This is a genomic window from Sneathiella sp. P13V-1, assembly GCF_015143595.1.
GTDB lineage: Bacteria > Pseudomonadota > Alphaproteobacteria > Sneathiellales > Sneathiellaceae > Sneathiella.
Genome location: NZ_WYEU01000001.1, coordinates 685266 through 705306 on the forward strand (window position 1 = coordinate 685266; position 20041 = coordinate 705306).

The window sequence follows — 20041 nt, forward strand, 5'->3', positions numbered from 1 at the left end:
TCTGTAAATGTGTGATGTTCATCACACTTTGAAATGTTGAAAAACTTTCCAACAAGCGCCACCTTGGTCACAACAGAGATCAATTAAATGAGAGGTGCCCTCATGAATATTCAACGTTTTGCCTCCTTTTCGGCGGCAGATGAAGGTGGAAATCCCGCCGGTGTCGTCTTGTCTGACACAATGCCAGAAGTATCAGAAATGCAACGAGTTGCCGCGGAAGTCGGCTATTCTGAAACCGCTTTCGCCGCGCCTGAAAAAGACGGTTTTCGGGTTCGCTATTTTGCGCCTGAAAGCGAAGTTCCCTTTTGCGGTCACGCGACCATCGCTCTGGGCGCTGCCCTTGCTGAAACCCATGGCGAAGGAAACTATCCACTATACTTGAACAATGCTGAAATCAGTGTTGAAGGGTCAAAAGAGACCAATCTGTACAGTGCCGCGTTAATCTCGCCGCCGACAAAAAGTGAAGCCCTTGATGGGGGAACACTCGCCCGTATCTTGGCCCTTTTTGGATATTCCGAAGATGATCTGAACACCGATCTGCCCCCTGCCCGCATTCATGGGGGGGCTGATCATGTGGTGATCGCCCTAAACTCACGTGAAGCGCTCGCCCGTATGGATTACGATCTGGCGGCCGGTGCTGACCTGATGCGAGAGCTGGGTCTGGTGACTATTATGCTGGTCCACCAGATTTCGGATAACGCGTATAATGTCCGCAATGCCTTTGCCAGTGGCGGTGTTCTGGAAGACCCGGCCACGGGGGCTGCCGCCGCAGCTTTCTCTGGCTACCTCAGGGATCTTGGTATCGTTACTGATGGCAAACTTTCCCTGCGCCAGGGCGAAGACATGCAAAGCCCAAGCGACATTACAACCGAGATCACTCCTGAAAAAGGCGCGCCCATTCGCGTTTCAGGAACGGTTCGTGTTATCTCGTAATCCAGCTTTCGTCCCGCCCGTTCCCTTTATTGTGATTGGACCCCGTTAAAGGGGACGGGCCCCTAAACTCCCTGTCTTGATTTTGACAATTTCCCCTGTCATTGTGGCCTGGGGTAAACGGGTTTATGGGGCAGCATGAACAAAAGAGACGCACAAAGGCGCGCTGAACAGATCCTCTCCTTTCAACAGGAAATGGAGATTTTGAAATCCGAACAGGTTCTACGGCTTAGTGAAACAGACCGGTCGGCAGTATCCAACTATCATGAGGAGCTGCTCGATCATCTCTCCGCCACTTTCGATACAGATCGCACCAAAGGGCAGGCGAACCTGTCTATCGGGATGCAGATCGCATCTACATTAGGGGCCATTGCCTTTTCTTTTGCCCTGTTTCTGGTTTTTGAAAATTTCTGGGATGATCTTGGCATCTATATCCAGTTGGGGCTTGCCAGCCTCCTTCCGTTTATTGGGTTAGGTCTTACGATAGCCGTCGATCGTATTTTCAAAACACCTTATTACACGGGGCTTTCGGTAATCGTTGCCATCGCCTGTCTGGTCGGAAATATTCTGATTTTGGGGCATTACTTTAACTTACCTGACAGTCCCAATGCCTTTTTGCTGTGGGGGGTATACGGGGTTATCCTGTCCCTCCGATATCAATTGGCCTTCCCGTTTTTCCTATCCGTTTTGTCCATCTTCACCTTTATCGGTGGGTATATAACAGAGGTGCTGGGCTATAACTGGTCCCACACCATCTATGGGGAATTATACCTTGCCCCCGCATTGATCATCGCGGCGGCCTGTTATCTTTATCTGCCAGCCCGGCGCTATCACCTGACCCCTGTTTTATTCCTGACGGCCTTTCTTGTGGCGGCCGTCAGTCTTCTGCAACTTAGCCTTGCGGGGCGGTACAGTTTTTTCACCATCGACAGGGACTTCGTCGAGTTTTTCTACACATTGCTTGCGCTTGGCTTTGGTGGCATCTCAATTGCTATTTCCCTGAAAGAGGATTGGAGCTTCAGTAAATATGCCGCTATCGGTTTTCTGATATTGGTCCTCCTCACCAAATATTATGACTGGGCGTGGGATGTGCTGCCGGAATATGTCTTCTTCCTGATCCTGGGCATATTCTCCATCGCAATTATTATCGTATTGCGGAAAACACGCGCTTACCTGCAAGGAGCTTCCTCATGAAGAAATTATACCTTCCTTTGGCGCTCCTCACGCTTATTAGCGCAAATTCCTTTCTATACGCAAAAGACCAGATCAATAAGGGGAGTGAGCCCGTCGGTACGCTCGCCATCAATAATTGCAATCTGAATTATTCGAAATACTCAAACCCGTTCCGCTTGCCCTCTTTAAGCTTTTCATTTGAATCTTTAACGCTTTCACGGGCAGAGCTGCTGGCCTCTGGCGTTCCTGAAAGCTACTTCCCAGCCATAGAAGACTGGAAGGAAAAGAAACTGTTCATAGTGGTCAGCAACAAAGAAGAATACCGTGAACGCTTCAAGTCGGATTGGAGCAAATATTACGACCGTCCTTTTTATGGCAAAACGGATAGTGCGATGCTCATCGCCGCAGGCAGTGACAAAGACGCACTTGCCACCAGATACCCGAAATCAGGTGGATATATTATCCTGAACGGCCATGTGCGCCCCACATATCAGCCTAAAGACCTGACCCACTACACGCTTGCACCACGTTATGTAAGCCTTGCCATCCCCGCCGCCTTACGCGAAGAAATAGACGCGCTATTGGAAACTCCAGAAAATGTAGGCGCGTCCTGCAAACCCGAATACAACATCACGGTCAAATGGGGATCCAGCAGGATCCCATGGATCGATACCGCAAGAAGAATTAGTGGTTAGATTGTTAGAAAAGAAGATAGATATGCTTTCCACCTGCCCAAGATTTAAGCTGTCGATATTCCGTTAGCCAAATCACAACCATTTATATAATATGAAACTAAATCATAATCCAATTTTGGGAATTCAGATTGTATCAATATGAGCAACAAGGAATCTGAGGATTACGGCATAAAATTATACGCTGCCTTAGCTATTGCTGCCATTTCAATTGGTGTCGTAGCGTGGCTTTCATCAATCTGGCCAAACCTCAGTACGAATGAAAGGCTAATTGCCGCGCTACTCCCACCGCTTATAGGCATCTCCATTTCCTGCTTGTTAGAGTTTTTTCTGAAAGCACCTCAAGTAGCAGCAATAGCAGCGCTAATATCTACCGCTTTAACAATAGGTTCTGTTTATGTACTCAATGCCTATTTCAATTTGCCGACATCAAATTCATCACAGTTCCTTCTCGTAATGGCAGTGATGTTCTTTGCACTGCACTACCATTCAAGAATATTGCTTTTTTTCGCTACAATTTTTGTGATCTACTTATTTAATAGCCTAATTAAAGATTTCTATGGCCTTGCTAATCCTAATCTCTACTTCTCAGATGTAGATCTTTTAGTCCCATTCACTTTATTTACTATAGTTAGTTCAATAAAACGAACCGATCCCCATTCCTACTTACCAGTGCTTTTCTATGCTGCATTTATTTACATAGCAGCATATCTCCTCCCTCTATCAGTTTTGAGAGATGCAAGCTTTCTTAAAATAGATAATCAAGCTCCCAACCATGTTTATTTTTTCACAGCATTAGTATTTGGATTTGTTTCATTAATAATTTCGATAATGAGGGATTGGTTTGTAAACGTGTGTGTTTCTATCGGATTTTTGATTTTTCTTTTGGTTATCAAGTTTTTAGCTGAATTTTTTACTACTATCCCAATTCATTTTTCACTTCTTATTCTGGGTTTTTTCTTCTTAACAGTTTTCGAAACGATCAGAAGAAATAGAGCCAAACTGAGTGGCAAACACTAATGAATGCGCTGTACTTTTTTCTAGCACTCATATGCCTTTTCGCAAGCTGCGCGATCCCATACGTCGAGGATTTCATGAACAAATCTTCAGTTGTCATTGGAGAGCTTGAGTTCACGAACTGCAGCACAAATTGGAAGTCAAACTATTCTCGGAACCGAAAAAAAGAAGTTGTTTATTCGCTGCCAAAAATGCACTTCTATCTTAAATACAATTCGCTGAAACTGCGTGAAAGAGAGCTACTAACACATGGTATCTCTGTCCCTCTCGAAGGTAAAAAACCACATAGCATTTAAAATGTGTATGTCGTAGCCACAAGCGCAGATAGCTATATCTCTAAATTTAAATCTCAGTATAAAGAGTTTTATAAGACACCATTTATTGGCGATTCAGCAGGGCATATCCTTATCGCTGCAGGAAATGATATTGATACTCTCATTGAAAGCTATCCTCTTAAAGAAGGTTACTCTGTCCTTCCAGGTAAAATTTACAAGAATTCTGACGCTGAGTTAGGAACGTATTTTAAACTTTCGCTTTCAGATATTGAGGCCATAGTACCATCTGAATATGAAACTTCATTAGATCTTGCCAACCCCAAGAAAGATAGCGCAACTAACAGCTGCATTCCTCTATACACCATTACTGTCAAATGGGGATCCAGCGGGATCCCATGGATTGATGATGTCGGGAAAATAGACGGCTAGCCGATTAAAACGGGCAACAGGAATATCCCTGCTGTACCAACAATGACCAGCACGCCGCGTAGCAGCAATTGCAGGGGGGCAATTACTCCGTAGGAAATAGCGGTAAGGGAGAGGCCGATCTGCACAAAGCTGACCACAGCACCGATTGGATTGGTTTCAAGCGCGATCAGGCTTGGGTTCGCGATCAAGGCAAGCGGGATAATGTAAAGCCCAAGACCCAATGCCATGGCCTTCATGGAAACTTTAAGCCAGTTTTCTTCCACCATACCGGCCGCAATAAAGACGGCGCCGCAAACGGGTGGGGTGATGGTAGACAAAAGTGCAAACCAGAACACAAAAAGATGAGCCTGCAACGGCGCAAGTCCCAATTGCTGCAGCGCGGGACCTGCCACAGAAATACAGATCACATAGGCGGCTGTGGTTGGCACTTCCATGCCCAAAATAAGACAGGCACCCGCCGTCAGAAGCAGCGCGGGCCACAGCATCTCGCCGGAGCCGGAGAGGATAAGCGAAGTGATCTTCACCCCAAGTCCCGTTGCCCCCAGAACCCCGATCACAATGGACGCGCAGAGGATAATGGAAGCAATCATCGCCACCTGCCTGCCTGTATTGATGCAGGCCTGCTCCAACCGTTCAAACGCACGCTTGATATTGAACTGCATTTTCCCGTTGATAAACAGCAGCAGAAGCGCCGCAAGGATCGCGACTGAGGCCGCATATTGAGGGGTGAACCCACCGATAAACATCCGCTCCAGCAGGACTAGGAACGGAACCGCGAAAAAGGCAGATGTTATAAGAACAGCTTTTCGATCTGGTTGCTCTTCTTCTGGAAGGCCTTTCAGATCATAACGCCGGGCAAAGGCGTTAATCCCAATCCAAACCGTCACAAAATACAAAAGCGCCGGCAATAACGCCGCTGCCATAATGCTGGTGTAGGGCACACCGGTGAGCTCCACCATCACAAAGGCCCCGGCACCCATCAATGGCGGCATGATCTGACCACCGGAGGAAGCCACCGCCTCCACCGCACCGGCAAATGATTTTGGATATCCGAGCCGCGTCATGGCGGGCAGGGTGATCGCCCCAGTGGACGCCACATTGGCGGATGCAGACCCTGAAATGGACCCAAATAATGCCGATGACAAGGTTGATACTTTCGCGGCCCCGCCTTTAAGACGGCCCGCAGCCGCGGTTGCAAGGTTCATAAATCCCTGACCCGCTTCACCCGCGTTTAAAACAGCCCCCATAATCACAAAAACCGCAACGATGGAGACAGAAACCCCCGTCAGTTTTCCCCAAAGTCCCCCTTCAGCGATGGTCAGATTGCCCATAACGCTTTGTAAGGGAATGCCGGGATGTCCAAATTCACCGGGAAGGTGCTGCCCAAAAAGGCCGTAACAAAGGGCGAAGAGCGCAACAAGCGGCAGCGGCCAACTGATTGCCCGGCGAGCCATTTCCAATGTCACAAAGATCAATGTGAAGGCGATGGCAATCTGTAGATCACTGTTCAGAAACCCATATTGATCGGACAGGGCTTCCTCATTGATCGCCACATAAAGAACGGCGGCCCCACCAAGAACCGTCAGGATCCCGCCGCTAATCAGTTCGGATCGGGATTTGGCGGAAAACACAAACACCCATGGTAATGCCAAAAGCATATGAAGTGGGCGCGCGAAAAGATTAGGAACGAGACCTGTAAAAATCAGGCCCAAGTGAAAGGCGATAGAGGCAGCACCGAGCGCCACCCAGATGTAACGACCCGGTGCTGACATACTTAATATCCTTTACGCGAACTTACTTGGCGGAGGCTGGAACAGCCATTCCTTTTTCCATGTAGTATTTGAGGGCACCAGGGTGAATTTTGCCTGTGATATTTTCAAGCAAAGCACCGGAGACACCATTCCACCATGCGTTATCCGCACCCATTTTTGCTTTCTGCTCCCAATATGTTTTGGTCAGCGCATAAGCAGTTGCCTCATCCATGGATGTTGTTGTGTAGGCCACAACTGGCAGGGATGTGGTGTTTACTTCTGTGTCCACACCGGCATACGTGCCTGCAGGAATTGTCAGCTTTGTCCGTTTTGTTTGCTTAATCTGCTCATCGCTCAAAGACAGAACGGTGATACCTGTGCCCGCAGCAGCTTCAATCACATTTGGCGCAGGGTAGGAGCCGGCTGTTACAAACGCATCAGTTTGTTTGTTCTTGAGGGCCTGAACCGCGTTGGAAAGTTCCATCTTGGCAAGTTCAACTTTGCCTTCCAGACCAAACAGCTTCAGATATTTCGCACCTTCACGCGCACCGAAGGAGCCTTTGCCGATAAGAACGGTTTTACCTTCCAGATCCGCAAATGTCTTAATGCCGGAATCTGCGCGGGCCACAAAATGCATGGTGAGGGACGGGATTGGGAAAAGCGCGCGAATATCAGCAAATTTCGGGTTCTGCTTGTCCTTGAACATCGCTTTACCAGAGTTGGCAAGCTTCACCAACACTGGTGGTGTTGTGAACACGTAGTTACCTGGGCGAACCGCTGCTTCCATCACGTTCTGAACAGAACCTTGGCTTTCTTCCACGGTCACGATGATGTCACCGTTAGAGCCTGCCTTCATGGCTTCCGCAATTTGCACTGCCATCTGATAGTAAGAAGATGTGCTTTTCGCAGATTTATACGTAATTCTGGTTTCCGCATTTGCAGCACCTGCAAACGCGATTGAGCCTGCCAGCGCGGCAAGGGACAGTTTTTTCAAAAGACTGGAACGCATCGGGGTCTCCTCCACAAATTATACTTTTTCGGCTTATGCCATTTTGCCAGTATCATTTCCTAAATTTTGTTGGATTTCAAGCAATATGCATACATACTAACCCGTCCCCAAAACACGACACCTTAAAGAGAGATCACCATGACAATAGAACATATGATCGCCTTTAATCTGACCTTGCTCGCATCGATTGTGAGCCCTGGCCCAGCCTTTCTTGTGGCTATTCGGACGACTTTGGGTAACGGGCGCGCATCTGGTATGGCAGTGGGATTGGGGCTTGGCATAGTTGCCGCAGGTTGGACATTAACGGCGTTATTGGGCCTGGATATTGTATTTGAACTATTCCCCTGGGTTTACACAACCGCAAAAGTTGTGGGGGCGCTATATTTGATTTATGTGGCCATTAGCATGTGGTGCGGTGCGAAAACTCCCATAAATACCGAGGTGAAACCGGCACGCCATGCTTTCCGTCAAGGCGTCCTTATCAATCTTCTGAACCCAAAATCAGTGCTATTTGCAGCGGCGGTTCTGGTGATCATTTTTCCAGAGAATCTCAGCATGACCGAAAACCTGATTATTGCCGGCAATCATTTGATTGTTGAGATCCTGTTTTATGGCTTGCTGGCCCTGACCATGAGCACCAACGCCATTAGCAGCCGTTATATGCGGGCGAAGGTTTATCTGGACCGAATTGCCGCAGGTGTTTTAGGTGCGCTGGGTTTACGTATCTTGCTGGATCGTTCCTGACAATTGCACTGACCGGGTTTTTGAAAAGATCTTCAAGATGAGTTTGAGAACAGGCTTACACAGCAAGAAATTTGTTATACTATAACACATTCTTGCCAGATTCTGGTTCCATTGTGTAAGCCTTCTTTGGCGTTGGGGTTGATCATGTTCTTGAAAAATGCTGTGACACGCTTCTTTTTCTGGAGTTTTCTGGTTGTTTTTACAGCCATTTCCGCTCCGGTTTCTGCGCATCCGCACGCATGGATCGATCTTAAAACAACTCCGCTGTTTAATGACAAAGGGGAAATTATTGGATTGAAACAGCTATGGCTGTTTGATGACTTTTATTCCGCTTATATTTTGCAAACCCTGCCAAAAGCTGATGATGGATTGTATGAGCAAAAAGCCATTGATGAACTGGCGAAAATGAACCTCCAAAATCTTGAGGAATATAAATATTTCACGGTTATCAAAGGAGGCGAGAAACCTTTGGAACATGATGCAGTTACCAACTACAGAAGTTATGTTGAAGGCAGCCGCCTTGCCATGGAATTTGACCTCCCCCTTAAAACACCTGTCGATCCGAAAAAGGTCCCGGTGGAGTATCTGGTTTATGATCCGATTTATTATATCGAAATCCTGCATGCCAAATTAGACGATGCCATCACACTTCCAAAGGCAGGCCCTTGTACCTATAGCCTGATCCCACCTTCCCCTGCGCGGGAGCAAAGTCTAGCGGCAGCAAATCTGGATCGGGATGATACAGCCGAATATGGCTTCGGCGTCTATTTTGCGGAGATTGTAAGCCTGACATGCGAATAATCATTCCCGCCGCGCTTCTTCTCACGGTGATCCCTACCGCCGCGCATGCAGCAGATGTCAGCCTCTGGACTGAGTTTTTATTCTATGTCCAAACCAAACAACAGGAATTTCATCGCGAGCTTGCCTCCGCTCTTCGTGCCCTTCAAGGGGGCGGGATGGCGGCGCTTATTGCCATGATTACGGTGAGTTTCCTTTACGGTGTTTTTCACGCAGCCGGGCCAGGTCACGGCAAAGCGGTGATTGGAACCTATCTGCTCACCCACAAAAGTGCATTAAAACGCGGGATTACTCTTTCTGTCCTCGCCTCCTTGCTTCAAGGAATTATGGCGATCCTGCTGGTAGAAGGAGTGGTTTTGATCATCGGGATCAGCAGCCGAGATGCCATCAGTTCAGTGCCGTACCTTGAAAAGGCTAGCTTTGCGCTGGTCGGACTTATTGGACTTTATCTGATTAAACGAGCAGTTGATCTTTTCCGCAAACCGGCAGCGCACTCTCATGGTCACGACCACGAACATGTGGGGCATGGTGACACCTGTGACAGTTGCGGGCATGCTCACGGACCCACCGCAGAGGAACTTACAAAAAAGGCCTCGTTACGTGATCATATCGCGATCATTTTCTCGATCGGTATCCGCCCCTGCAGTGGCTCTGTTCTCGTGCTGGTTTTCGCCGAAGTCCTGGGCCTTCGTCTTGCCGGGATTTTGAGCGTTCTGATGATTTCCGTTGGAACTGCCATAACGGTAAGCGCCTTGGCCATTATCGCTGTGTATTTCCAAAAAGCAGCACGCGCTTTTGCAAGCGATGCCTCCGGTGATACAATTCGAAAACTGGCCGCAACAGCAAATCTGGCAGGGGGAATTTTCATTACCTTCCTGAGTTTGTCATTGCTGATGCAACCTATGGGATCAGGAAACCCGCTCCTCTAGCACGTCGGTCAGATACAATTTGACCTTGATGCCTCCATGGGAGAACCCCACCGGATCTGGATTAAACGGCAGTTCCGTTGCTTCCGCGAGCTTTCCTGTATTGGTCAGGATCGCAACCCGCCACCCTGCAAATCGGGTTTTCAGAACATGGCCCAGCTTCTGATATAGCGGTGCCAATTTCTTCTGATCTCCAATACGTATGCCATAAGGGGGGTTCACAATGACCAACCCTTTGGGACCATCAGGCGGTGTTAAGTCGCTAACCGTTTGCCGGGTAAAGGAACACACATCGTCAACATCCGCCCGCTCTGCATTGCTGATGGCACGTTCGACCGCCCCAGCATCCCGATCAAAGCCATAGAACTGGAATTCACTTTCAGCCTTTTTGGTGCGATCTTTCAGTTCCTGAAATGCATCTGCATCAAAAGATGGCAGCAACTGAAACGCAAAATTGCGAGACCGACCGGCATCCAGCCGGCTGGCAATTTCAGCGGCTTCCAGTACCAGTGTTCCGGAACCGCACATGGGATCTACAACTGGCTCTTTACCTTTAAATCCAGCCTGGCGAAGAATAAGCGCAGCCAATGTTTCCCGAAGAGGGGCTTTGTTCAGCGCCTGTTTGGTACCGCGGATATGCAACCCGTCGCCAGAGCTGTCCACGCTGATGGTACACACATCCTTAAAAAACCGGATCTTCAACACCAGATCTGCTTCGGGATCAATGTCCGCATCAATGGCAGAAACCAGTGCTTTTTCGAACCTCTCAGCCGCTGCCTTTTGGTGATAAATCTTAGACTTATGGGATGTCACATCCACACGAAGGGACGTTCCGCGGGCAATATGTTCTTCCCATGGAAAATGACGCGCCATGCCTTCCAGTTTTGACAGATGCGCAATTCGAAAGGATCCGATACGCACCAGAATACGGCTCGCCCCGCGAAGCTGTAAATTGGCCCGCCACACATCTGGCCATTTACCCTTAATCAGGACACCGCCAGTGACAATGGATGGTTTTTTAAAGCCCTTTTCAACGGCTTCAGCACGTAACAAGTCTTCCAGTCCCGGTACGGTCACCAGAAGTATTTCCATGAGTTCAGATTTCATAGGCGCCTTACTACGCTGTTAAGGGCAGTTGGTCGAGGGATTATTGAGAGTTTAACTAGGGCGCTTTAAGACAGCTTCCATCCCTGCGGTGCAGAAATCGATCAGATGTTCAATATCCGCATCCCCCGCGCCCGGGCTCATGGCCTCAATACGCCATCCGGAATTGAGGAAGGCCAGCATCGCAGAAACGGAATAAATCTGACCCGCCGCCGCCGCATCGCGGGACGCTTCAGGATAAAGTGCGAGGATCTCATCCAGGAAACGGGCGACCGTTGGATCAAAGCACTCCGCTGCCAGATCTTTCCATCTGGGGTCCGATGAAACATGTGCCACCAGCCGGCCATAGGCCAGCCAGTGGTCTCCCCCATCCCCTGCAAGCGTGAGGTAGGCACGCATAAAACAATCAAGGATATTACGAAGGGTTAAGTCCCCGATTTCCTTTAACTCTTCCAGGCCCTCAACTCGAATAAGGGAGAGCTCCTCCGCCCGGCGAGACACCGTCTGGCAAAACAGATCTTCCTTGTTATTGCCGTGATGTTGCACAAGGCCAACCGGGACCTCCGCAAGTTTGGCAATGTCCCGTAACGATGCCCCTTCGAACCCATGAACGGAAAAAACCTGCTCCGCCGCATCTAAGATGCGGGCCTTGGTTTCCAGTGATCTGGCGGAGGGGGCTCTTTTACGCGCTGTGGTCAATAATTTACTCCTTTAGAAAAAACTTATTGCCTTATTTTGTACAATTGTTCAATCTAATAATCATAGGGAGAAACAAATGACAAAAACCAATAAGCGATTTGCCCTGATCGGGGCGGGTCCTATGGGGCTTGCCATGGCCAAGGTGATGAAGGAACAGGGAATCCCCTATCAGGGATTCGAACTGCACTCTGATGTCGGTGGCCTATGGGATATTGAAGGCCCCAAATCAACAATGTACGAAACAGCACATCTGATTTCGTCAAAGCGCATGACCGAATTTACGGACTTCCCCATGAAGGAAGAGGTCGCGGAATACCCATCCCACCGGGACTTAAAAGGGTATTTTCAGGATTTTGCAGATCATTTCGGATTGCGTGAGGACTATCTGTTCAATACAGAAGTGATCAAGGCGGAACCCATTGGGGAGTCCGGTGAGGGTTGGCGCGTAACCTGGCGCAATGAGGAGGGGGAGCAAACGGAAGAATTTGCAGGCCTGCTTATCGCCAACGGCACCTTGTCTGAACCCAATATGCCGGAATTTCCAGGGTCCTTTGATGGGGAAATGATTCACTCAAGCGCATACAGATACCCCTCCCAACTAACGGGCAAACGGGTTCTTATTATTGGTGCCGGTAATTCCGGCTGTGACATCGCGGTGGACGCCATTCATCACGGGGCCATTTGCGATCTGTCCATGCGCCGCGGATATTATTTCGTTCCAAAATACGTCTTTGGTAAACCCGCAGATACAATGGGCGGGTTGATCCAGCTTCCCATGTGGCTGAAGCGCAAAATCGATGGCATGATCCTGAAATGGTTCGTCGGTGATCCGCAAAAGTATGGATTTCCAAAACCGGATTATCAACTTTACGAAAGTCATCCCGTGGTCAATTCACTGGTTCTCTATCATGCTGGGCATGGGGACATTAAAATCCGCCGCGACATTGAAAACATGGAAGGTAAAACCGTCTTTTTCAAGGATGGGACGAAAAGTGATTATGACCTTATTCTGGCGGCAACCGGATATAAGCTTCACTATCCTTTCATCGATCAAAAACACCTGAACTGGCAAGGGGATGCACCGCATCTTTATTTGAACGCCATCCATCCGGAGCGGGATGACCTGTTTATTCTGGGCATGGTGGAAGCCAGCGGTCTTGGTTGGCAAGGTCGCCATGAACAGGCAGAAATGATTGCACGCTACATCAAGGGTCTGGAAAGTGGCAGTGCCGCTGCCAACGCCCTGAAAGCTGAAAAATCCAGCGGGTTTGAGCGCGCAACGGGCGGGATGAATTACCTGAAACTTGCCCGGATGGCCTATTATGTGGACAAAGCCACCTATCGCAAAGCGGTCACTGGTTGGATCGACAAATTGAAAGGCGGTGCGGCATGACCGGTATTGATGAGGTTACCCTCAATTTCAGTCCGGCCTCCCTCACCCTTTTGAATGCGATATTGGCGATTGTGATGTTTTCTATCGCCATTGATCTGTCACCTGCCGATTTTCACCGGCTTCGCAAAGCGCCGAAGCCTGTGATCATTGGCCTGATGTCGCAGTTTATTGTGTTGCCGGCGTTGACCTTCTGTCTTGTTCTGATCGCTGAACCACGCCCGTCCATTGCTCTTGGTCTTATTCTGGTGGCGGCCTGCCCGGGCGGCAATATTTCGAACTTCATCACCCATCGTGCAGGCGGCAATGCCGCCTTGTCCGTCTCCATGACAGCTTTTGCAACCATTGGGGCGATCTTGCTGACCCCGCTTAACATTGCATTTTGGGGCAGACTTTATGAACCCACACGAGAGATCTTGCAAAAGACGGAAATCGATCCGGTGCAAATCGCCATTACGGTGGGGTTGATGTTGGTTCTTCCGCTTGTTTTGGGGGTACAGCTTAATATCCGAAAACCAGAAATTACGCGCAAACTAAGACGTCCCCTTCAATGGCTGGCCATGGCAATTTTTATTGCCTTCATCGTTCTTGCGCTATTGGCGAACTGGAATTTCTTCCTGCAATTTGCTGGCGCTGTTGCGGGTCTGGTGATTATTCACAACGCCCTTGCGTTGGGCGGCGGATGGGTAACGGCCACTATATTCGGTCTGTCACAATATGACCGCCGCGCCATTACCATTGAAACCGGCATCCAGAATTCCGGCCTTGGGCTGGTCCTGATTTTCGCTTTCTTTAACGGTCTTGGCGGGATGGCAGTTGCAGCGGCCTTCTGGGGTATCTGGCACGCCATATCAGGGCTTGGCCTTGCGTCAATCATGTCCCGGACGGAGGCCAAGCGATGAACGATCCCCTTCGTATAATGGTCACAGGTGCGGCCGGAATGGTCGGGCAGCACACATTGCAATATCTTGCCAAACTTCCCCATACGGAAACATTGGCAACAGATATTGCCCCGCCAAAAGACATGCCGGAAAACATCCGCTTTGAAAAAATGGATGTCACAACGGATGATCCGGAAAAAGTAATTTCTTCCTTCAAGCCGGACGTGATCCTGCATCTGGCCTCGGTTGTAACCCCTCCTAAAGGAACCGGGCGGGAATTTGCCTATAAAGTAGATGTGGAAGGCACCCGCAAAGTCATTGAGGCGGCGATTTATAACAAAACCCGCCGTATCGTGGTCACCTCTTCCGGGGCGGCCTATGGATATCATGAAGACAACCCGGACTGGCTCAATGAAACCCATACCCTTCGCGGTAACGCGGAATTCCCCTACTCTGATCATAAAAGGCAGGTAGAGGAAATGCTCGCCGTAACGCGCCACTCCTATCCGGAGCTGGAGCAGGTAATTTTGCGGGTAGGAACGGTCCTTGGAGAGAAGACCGACAACCAGATCACTGCCTTGTTCCAACGCCCCAAACTTCTTGCCATTAAGGGCAGCGAAAGCCCCTTTGTCTTTATCTGGCTTGATGATTTGGCAAAAGTTCTGGTGCGCGCAGCAACTGATGGGCCGGAAGGGGTATTTAATGTAGCAGGGGACGGTGCTATGGGTGTCAATGATCTATCAGCCGCCCTGAAGAAACCCATTAAATGGCTACCCGCATGGGCCGTAAAACTGGCCCTTGGCATTGCCAAACCCCTTGGTCTTTCAAGATATGGCCCAGAGCAGGTCCGTTTTCTTCAATACAGGCCTGTGCTGGATAACACAGCCCTGAAAGAAGAATTTGGCTTCACCCCAGAACATACAAGCCGCGAAGCGTTTGAACGATGGCAAAAGGGGATGGGGCTATGAAGACCGCAGTTGTCACCGGCGGGGCTGGTGGGCTTGGCCTCGCCCTCTCTTCCCAGCTTCAGAAGGAAGGTTGGCAGATTTATCTGCTGGATCTGGATATTTCCAGAATTGAAACGTCAGAGGCGATCCGCGCGATCCAATGTGATCTTACCAAAGCGGAGGATTTGAAATCTGCAACGGATCAGATTTTGGCGGAAAGCCCTTCTGTTGATCTGGTCATCTACAATGCCGGGATCACGCAGATTAACCCCTTCGACAAAGTGACCGAAGAAAGCCACCGCAAAGTCTTTGATATCAACTATTTTGCGGCGACCAACATGGCGCATCTGTTTTTAGGCGCCGTTCGGGCTGCCAAAGGAACGCATCTTGCCATTTCGTCAGTTGCGGGGTTTGCACCGCTTTATCACCGGACCACTTACGCAGCTTCCAAACATGCGATGGAAGGGTTCTTCAAATCCTTAAGATCGGAAGAGAAAGCTTATGATGTGGATGTCCTTATTGCCGCCCCGTCTTTTGTGGCAACAAATCTTGGCAATCCCGAACGCAGTGACGATGGCACAGCAAGGCCGGGATCGGCTGAAGATGGCAAGGATTACATGACCCCGGATCAAGCAGCCGCGGTTATTCTGGATGGGTATAAATCCCGAAAACCCATGACTCTTGTAGGGCGCATTGCCAGGCTTTCCTGGATCATTAATCGCCTTTCCCCGCGCCTGTATCAACGCCTGATGGAGCGGGAAATAGACGGCAACGCATAAAGCCTTATTTGAATAAATAGGGGATGGTGAAAACCAGTTTCCGCCCCTGCATAACGGTGGGCGGTACAGGAAAAGGGGCGGCGTTTTGGATGGATTTAAGGGCAATCTGATCCAGCGCCGCGATCCCCGAAGATTTCGCAACGCGGAAATTCAAAATCTGCCCGCCCTCATTCATTTCAAACGTCACGCTTACAATGCCTTGCCGCCCCGCACCGGTAAGTTTTTTGGCGGCAATATGCGCCTGCAATTCACCGAAATAACTTGCGATAATGGCCTGATGGTCAGCCTTGCTTCCCAAAGATTGGCTGGGTTTTACCGCCATTTGCCCTGTTGATTTCTGGCTGGGGCTTATGGGTTTTGGCGCCGCTTTTGGTGCAGCTTTTACCGGCTGCACCACGGGTTCCTGCTTCGGAGGTTCCTTAACCTCCTCAATCTTCCTTATTCTTTTGGGACGTATTTTGGGAATAGGCGCGCGCACAACTCTTTCTTCTGAGGGCCTGACTTCAGGTACTATTTCAGGTTCGGGTGTCGCCTCTTTAATAACCTCTTGTGATTTCTCCTCTTCTGGCTCTTTTTCCGCCTCTACTTTGGCAGGTTCCGGCGGAGTCGTCACAGCAGAAGCCTCCTCCCTTTGCGGAAGTGATGTCATCGCGATGGATATCTGTTTACTTTCTGTGCTGCCGCCTGTGGGTTGATCCTGTTCCCATTGAAATAACAGCGCAGCATGACCACTCAAAATCCCAAGAAAGAGCGCAATTTTGAAACCCCGCCCCATCATCGCGCCCCAACACTTTGACGGAGGACAAGGTTTATCTCGCTGGCTCCAAGAAGCTCCAGCTTTTTCCAAACAGGCCTGAGTTTTTCCATAACAAGCCCGCCATCTGCATAAAGAATGATCGGGTGATCTTTGATGGATGAGCTAAGCGCTTTAAGTTCTTGTGAGTTATAAACCTCACCTTCAAGTCCCACAGTCCCGTTTGACAGTAAAATAAGGCGCAGACCGTCTTTTTCTGAGGGCGCTTTTATATCGGCGCCCGGCAGTGCAATATTTGAAAGATCAACGGCACTAAATGTCCCTGCCAAAATGAAAAACGCGAGAAGCAGAAAAACCACGTTAATTAAAGGGATCATCCGATCCACATGCGGCTTTCGTCTTTTGCGGCCTATCTGGTAGGGAGCCATTTTCATGACTTGGGCGCCTCCTCAATCAGGCTGTATTGAAGGCCGCCGACTTTCTCAAGTTCGGCAATGAGCGAGACCAACATCTGGACAGTAACATCCCCATCCATGCGGATAAAAAGCGCGGTCCCTTCTTCAAGAAAACCGTCAGCAGAAAAGACAGCCTCAATTCTATCCATAGGCACACTTCGTCCCCTGAACTGTATTTCTCCCGTGGATTTCAATCGGATAATATTCTGGTTCATATGGGAACCTTTTGATGAAATTGTTTCGTTTTCGTAATGATTTTGTATCAAGCCCAGCACTGAATGAGTGTCCAACTGGCTGACCAACATAAAAAAAATGAGGAGAATAAAAATCACATCGATAAGCGGCGCAAGAGAGAGCCCTCTGCGTCGTCTCATTTTCTGTGTTCTCTCCAATGAAAAGGCCATAATTAATTTGCCTATTCTTTTATTGGGATGCGCGCAAATACCTGATCCAACGCCATGGAGGCCTGATCCAGTATCTTGTCATAGCGATCATCACAGAGGCTATGTGTCACAATTGCAGGAATGGCCACAACAAGCCCTAAAGCGGTGGTGAGCAACGCTTCCCATATACCCCCGGCAAGCAAAGCGGGATCCGCTTGACCGGTGGCTGATTGCAGGTTCTGGAACGCCTCAATCATCCCCAAAATCGTCCCAAGAAGCCCCAAAAGCGGTGCGATCATACCGATCAGTTCTAAAGGTCGGTTATACCGCTCCAACCCAGACAAACGCTCCGCCGCCAAAGCCCGGATATCCGATTGCACTATCTGCAAATCTTCCCCGCTTTTTAGCCGCTGAGTAGCTGTCGACAAAAGCGCCTCAGCCGGGAAAGATTTCCGTACCGTAAAGGAGGTGTCTTTTTGTTTGGATTTTGCTGCCTCCAATAGCCACTTTATTTTTGATTTCGGGGATATCCGATATCGGAATAGCGCCCAGATTTTCAGACTCACCAATGTCAGAGAAAATGCTGACATCAGAATGAGCAAAAACCCAACCGGACCCAAAAAACCATAACTTTCCGCAAGTTGCGGGGAAATCGCTTCCAAAAATTCTATCATGAAATTGCTCCTGGGGAAAAAGCGGTGCGAACATCCCTCGCACCGCTTTCGGTATTAGAATTTTGTAACGGCCCGAATGTAGAAAGATCGGCCCGGTTCATTTACACGAACCCCTGAAGGATCAAGCAGATTGGTCTTGTTCAGATGCGTTGCATATTCCGCATCCAGCAAGTTGGTCACCCCACCTGTTACCTGGAAGTTTTCCGTGAAATTATAGGCACCGAACAGATCAAAAGTGACATATCCGTCTGCATCCCCTGAACTGTCACGACCACTGCCTGTGGTCCGGTCATCATCAACCCGCGTCTGTTTGGCAGCGGCGTTCATGCGAACTCCGGCCATCCAGTCGGTTGTGTCATAGGCCAGTTCCATCCTTCCGGAAAGCGGCGCGATCTGTGACAAAGGAATGTCGTCGCTTTCGTTCTCACCATATGTGAACGCAACAGAGCCTCCCAACCGCCAGTTTTCAGCAAATCTGTATTCGCCTTCAAATTCCAGTCCGGCAATAACGGCATCAATGTTCGTATAGACGCTGGCAGTCGTGGTTGTCTCCTGAACGCCACGCTGACTTCTTGCGCTATCAAGCTGAATAAAATCAGTGATGTTGTTGTAGTAGACACTACCAGAAAACGAGATGGACTTCTGTTTATAGGCAAAACCCACATCCAGCATGTGATGCTGCTCAGGATCGATATCTGGATTACCCACCCAACTATTGGCACCGCCAGCACCCATATAGCTCGCCATATACCGCTCGGTGGCATCTGCGGTTCTGACAGAACGGCTCATGGATCCGTAAACACCAAAACTGTCGGACAGGTTATGCTCAACGCGCACCAGACCACCTAAGTTATGTTCAGTTTTGTCTTTTGAAGCGTCTGTTCCATAGAAACGCTGATACAGATCATTTGGCGACAAGCCTGGCGCCGCAACCGCGTTTTGATCCGCTTCATCAGCAGACGCACGCACCAGATCATACCGCACACCCATCACCAATTTGGTTTGTGTGGCAACCGGCATGGTCATTTCACCAAAAATACCCACATTCTTGATGGAGGTGTCAGGCCATAAAACAGACTGCACTGTTGATGGATTATAATCACCATTTGGACCTGCGTACCGGTTACCGTCTCGCATCACGTCACGATAATCAGCACCAAAATCGAAAGTGATGTCATCCACTTCACCGCTGAACATCATTTTACCGCCAAACGTATCGGATTCCATTTTGGCTTCCAGGAACGGGTTCGGCGCCAATCTTTCACGAAGATCAAAATTGTTCATGGTATGATCAACAGTGGTAAGATACACATCCCCTTCCACCGATTTCAAAAATCCCCAATTGAGATCCGTCTGACCTTTCAGTTGATAAGACCAGTCATCAGTTACCGGCGCATCCATCCCGCTTCCTGGGAACAGGGCATCATCCACATTGTTATTTTCGATCTTCAGCGTGATCCAGCTGTCGGCATCAAAGGTGCGGCCGACAACAATACCGCCGCCAAACTGATCGAAGGAGGAGCGAATATCATCGCCATCACCATCTTCATAATTATTGGCGGTTGCCCCTGACCCAAAAGCGCGAATGTAACCAAAGTCGTTGCCCATGCTGCCATCGACAAAAACTTCCAGACCATCCCCTTGGGAGTTGTAACCAAAGCCCGCCTTCAAATTGGTGGTAATGTCATCGCCCGGTGCAAAAACGGGGTTCAGGCGTTCAAACTGAATGCTACCACCCGGGGCTGCCGGGCCATCGGTCACAGACATGTAGCCTTTTTTGATGATCACCTGATCAAAGGTGTAAAGCTGCATGTGGGAGGTTGGCGGATCCATCCGATTTGGACAGCCCCCAAACTGGTACGCCCCATCGTTAGTAATGGAGATCTGGTTTTGATCCAGGCCCCTAATGGCAGGCTCCAACCCGTGGCCACCCATCCGGCCCGCATCTACACCATTTACATGGCGCAGAAATTCACCGCCATCACCAATGGAAGGCGGACGGGCAGGACTGTGGGGATCTTCACGGATCCAGTCAGGGTTATCCTCACTATTGATCACTTCAATCTCGGCCGGGACACGGGGTGTTGTGCTGTAAATTGTGACGCCGGGAAGCTGAAACCCTTCTTCAGCTAGTGTGGGTGCTGTGACGCTCAGCAGCAGTATAATTGACGATCCGCAAAGGGCGGTCGTTCGCAACATGATTTCTTTGGACTTCATTTGAAAGCCTCTTA

The 20041-nt window shown here is 49.4% G+C and carries 21 protein-coding genes; 12 read left to right on the forward strand and 9 right to left on the reverse strand.

Going from position 1 to position 20041, the window contains the following annotated elements:
* Nucleotides 1-102 precede the first annotated feature (102 nt).
* The 5 genes from GUA87_RS03445 to GUA87_RS03465 all read left to right on the forward strand — a co-directional run bounded on the left by GUA87_RS03445 (nucleotide 103) and on the right by GUA87_RS03465 (nucleotide 4516).
* Entirely contained in the window at nucleotides 103-933 is an 831-nt protein-coding gene (locus GUA87_RS03445; RefSeq protein WP_193715112.1) for a PhzF family phenazine biosynthesis protein, read from the forward strand.
* Nucleotides 934-1068: 135 nt separating this feature from the next.
* A complete protein-coding gene (locus tag GUA87_RS03450) occupies nucleotides 1069-2124 on the forward strand; it encodes a DUF2157 domain-containing protein (protein WP_193715113.1) in 1056 nt (351 codons plus the stop codon).
* Entirely contained in the window at nucleotides 2121-2798 is a 678-nt protein-coding gene (locus GUA87_RS03455) for a DUF4824 family protein (RefSeq protein ID WP_193715114.1), read from the forward strand. The genes GUA87_RS03450 and GUA87_RS03455 overlap by 4 nt, the downstream gene beginning before the upstream one ends.
* Before the next feature lie 138 nt (nucleotides 2799-2936).
* Nucleotides 2937-3815 (forward strand): hypothetical protein, encoded by an 879-nt coding sequence (locus GUA87_RS03460; RefSeq protein ID WP_193715115.1) that lies wholly within the window; start codon nucleotides 2937-2939, stop codon nucleotides 3813-3815.
* A 296-nt stretch (nucleotides 3816-4111) separates the two neighbouring features.
* Nucleotides 4112-4516 (forward strand): hypothetical protein, encoded by a 405-nt coding sequence (locus GUA87_RS03465; protein ID WP_193715116.1) that lies wholly within the window; start codon nucleotides 4112-4114, stop codon nucleotides 4514-4516.
* Here GUA87_RS03465 and GUA87_RS03470 read toward each other — a convergent pair.
* Nucleotides 4513-6288 carry a TRAP transporter permease gene (locus tag GUA87_RS03470; protein ID WP_193715117.1) on the reverse strand — a complete coding sequence of 592 codons (1776 nt, stop codon included), beginning with the start codon at nucleotides 6286-6288 and terminating at the stop codon, nucleotides 4513-4515. The two genes, GUA87_RS03465 and GUA87_RS03470, sit on opposite strands and share 4 nt — an antisense overlap.
* Nucleotides 6289-6310: 22 nt before the next feature.
* On the reverse strand, nucleotides 6311-7276 hold the full coding sequence (locus GUA87_RS03475) for a TAXI family TRAP transporter solute-binding subunit (protein WP_193715118.1): 966 nt from the start codon (nucleotides 7274-7276) through the stop codon (nucleotides 6311-6313).
* A 138-nt stretch (nucleotides 7277-7414) separates the two neighbouring features.
* Between GUA87_RS03475 and GUA87_RS03480 the strand changes: the two genes are divergently transcribed.
* From GUA87_RS03480 to GUA87_RS03490, 3 genes are all read left to right on the forward strand, one after another.
* Nucleotides 7415-8020 carry a LysE family translocator gene (locus GUA87_RS03480; RefSeq protein ID WP_193715119.1) on the forward strand — a complete coding sequence of 202 codons (606 nt, stop codon included), beginning with the start codon at nucleotides 7415-7417 and terminating at the stop codon, nucleotides 8018-8020.
* A gap of 144 nt (nucleotides 8021-8164) precedes the next feature.
* A complete protein-coding gene (locus GUA87_RS03485; protein WP_193715120.1) occupies nucleotides 8165-8821 on the forward strand; it encodes a DUF1007 family protein in 657 nt (218 codons plus the stop codon).
* Nucleotides 8812-9747: a nickel/cobalt transporter gene (locus GUA87_RS03490; RefSeq protein ID WP_193715121.1), complete on the forward strand. Its 936-nt coding sequence runs from the start codon at nucleotides 8812-8814 to the stop codon at nucleotides 9745-9747. Before GUA87_RS03485 ends, GUA87_RS03490 begins: the two co-directional genes overlap by 10 nt.
* Here the strand turns inward: GUA87_RS03490 and GUA87_RS03495 are convergent.
* Both GUA87_RS03495 and GUA87_RS18050 read right to left on the reverse strand, forming a co-directional pair.
* A complete protein-coding gene (locus tag GUA87_RS03495) occupies nucleotides 9727-10851 on the reverse strand; it encodes a THUMP domain-containing class I SAM-dependent RNA methyltransferase (RefSeq protein WP_193715122.1) in 1125 nt (374 codons plus the stop codon). The two genes, GUA87_RS03490 and GUA87_RS03495, sit on opposite strands and share 21 nt — an antisense overlap.
* Before the next feature lie 51 nt (nucleotides 10852-10902).
* A complete protein-coding gene (locus GUA87_RS18050) occupies nucleotides 10903-11547 on the reverse strand; it encodes a TetR/AcrR family transcriptional regulator (protein ID WP_265332189.1) in 645 nt (214 codons plus the stop codon).
* Nucleotides 11548-11623: 76 nt separating this feature from the next.
* On the opposite strand from GUA87_RS18050, the gene GUA87_RS03505 reads away from it, so the two are divergent.
* Genes GUA87_RS03505 through GUA87_RS03520 form a run of 4 tightly spaced genes read left to right on the forward strand, consistent with a single transcriptional unit; the run spans nucleotide 11624 to nucleotide 15544 of the window.
* Complete coding sequence (locus GUA87_RS03505; protein WP_193715123.1) at nucleotides 11624-12940, forward strand: flavin-containing monooxygenase; 1317 nt, start codon at nucleotides 11624-11626, stop codon at nucleotides 12938-12940.
* Nucleotides 12937-13839, forward strand: a complete 903-nt coding sequence (locus GUA87_RS03510) for a bile acid:sodium symporter family protein (protein WP_193715124.1) — start codon at nucleotides 12937-12939, stop codon at nucleotides 13837-13839. Before GUA87_RS03505 ends, GUA87_RS03510 begins: the two co-directional genes overlap by 4 nt.
* On the forward strand, nucleotides 13836-14786 hold the full coding sequence (locus GUA87_RS03515; protein WP_193715125.1) for an SDR family oxidoreductase: 951 nt from the start codon (nucleotides 13836-13838) through the stop codon (nucleotides 14784-14786). The genes GUA87_RS03510 and GUA87_RS03515 overlap by 4 nt, the downstream gene beginning before the upstream one ends.
* On the forward strand, nucleotides 14783-15544 hold the full coding sequence (locus GUA87_RS03520) for an SDR family NAD(P)-dependent oxidoreductase (protein ID WP_193715126.1): 762 nt from the start codon (nucleotides 14783-14785) through the stop codon (nucleotides 15542-15544). The genes GUA87_RS03515 and GUA87_RS03520 overlap by 4 nt, the downstream gene beginning before the upstream one ends.
* A 4-nt stretch (nucleotides 15545-15548) precedes the next feature.
* On the opposite strand, the gene GUA87_RS03525 is transcribed toward GUA87_RS03520, so the two are convergent.
* The 5 genes from GUA87_RS03525 to GUA87_RS03545 are packed head-to-tail and all read right to left on the reverse strand — an operon-like array spanning nucleotide 15549 to nucleotide 20027.
* On the reverse strand, nucleotides 15549-16322 hold the full coding sequence (locus tag GUA87_RS03525) for a TonB family protein (protein ID WP_193715127.1): 774 nt from the start codon (nucleotides 16320-16322) through the stop codon (nucleotides 15549-15551).
* Nucleotides 16319-16732 carry an ExbD/TolR family protein gene (locus tag GUA87_RS03530; protein WP_193715128.1) on the reverse strand — a complete coding sequence of 138 codons (414 nt, stop codon included), beginning with the start codon at nucleotides 16730-16732 and terminating at the stop codon, nucleotides 16319-16321. Before GUA87_RS03530 ends, GUA87_RS03525 begins: the two co-directional genes overlap by 4 nt.
* The gene (locus GUA87_RS03535) at nucleotides 16729-17127 is read right to left on the reverse strand and encodes an ExbD/TolR family protein (RefSeq protein ID WP_193715129.1); all 399 of its coding nucleotides are present in this window, start codon (nucleotides 17125-17127) and stop codon (nucleotides 16729-16731) included. The genes GUA87_RS03530 and GUA87_RS03535 overlap by 4 nt, the downstream gene beginning before the upstream one ends.
* Nucleotides 17128-17168: 41 nt before the next feature.
* Complete coding sequence (locus tag GUA87_RS03540) at nucleotides 17169-17810, reverse strand: MotA/TolQ/ExbB proton channel family protein (RefSeq protein ID WP_193715130.1); 642 nt, start codon at nucleotides 17808-17810, stop codon at nucleotides 17169-17171.
* A gap of 54 nt (nucleotides 17811-17864) precedes the next feature.
* Complete coding sequence (locus GUA87_RS03545) at nucleotides 17865-20027, reverse strand: TonB-dependent copper receptor (protein WP_193715131.1); 2163 nt, start codon at nucleotides 20025-20027, stop codon at nucleotides 17865-17867.
* Between the last annotated feature and the right edge of the window lie 14 nt (nucleotides 20028-20041).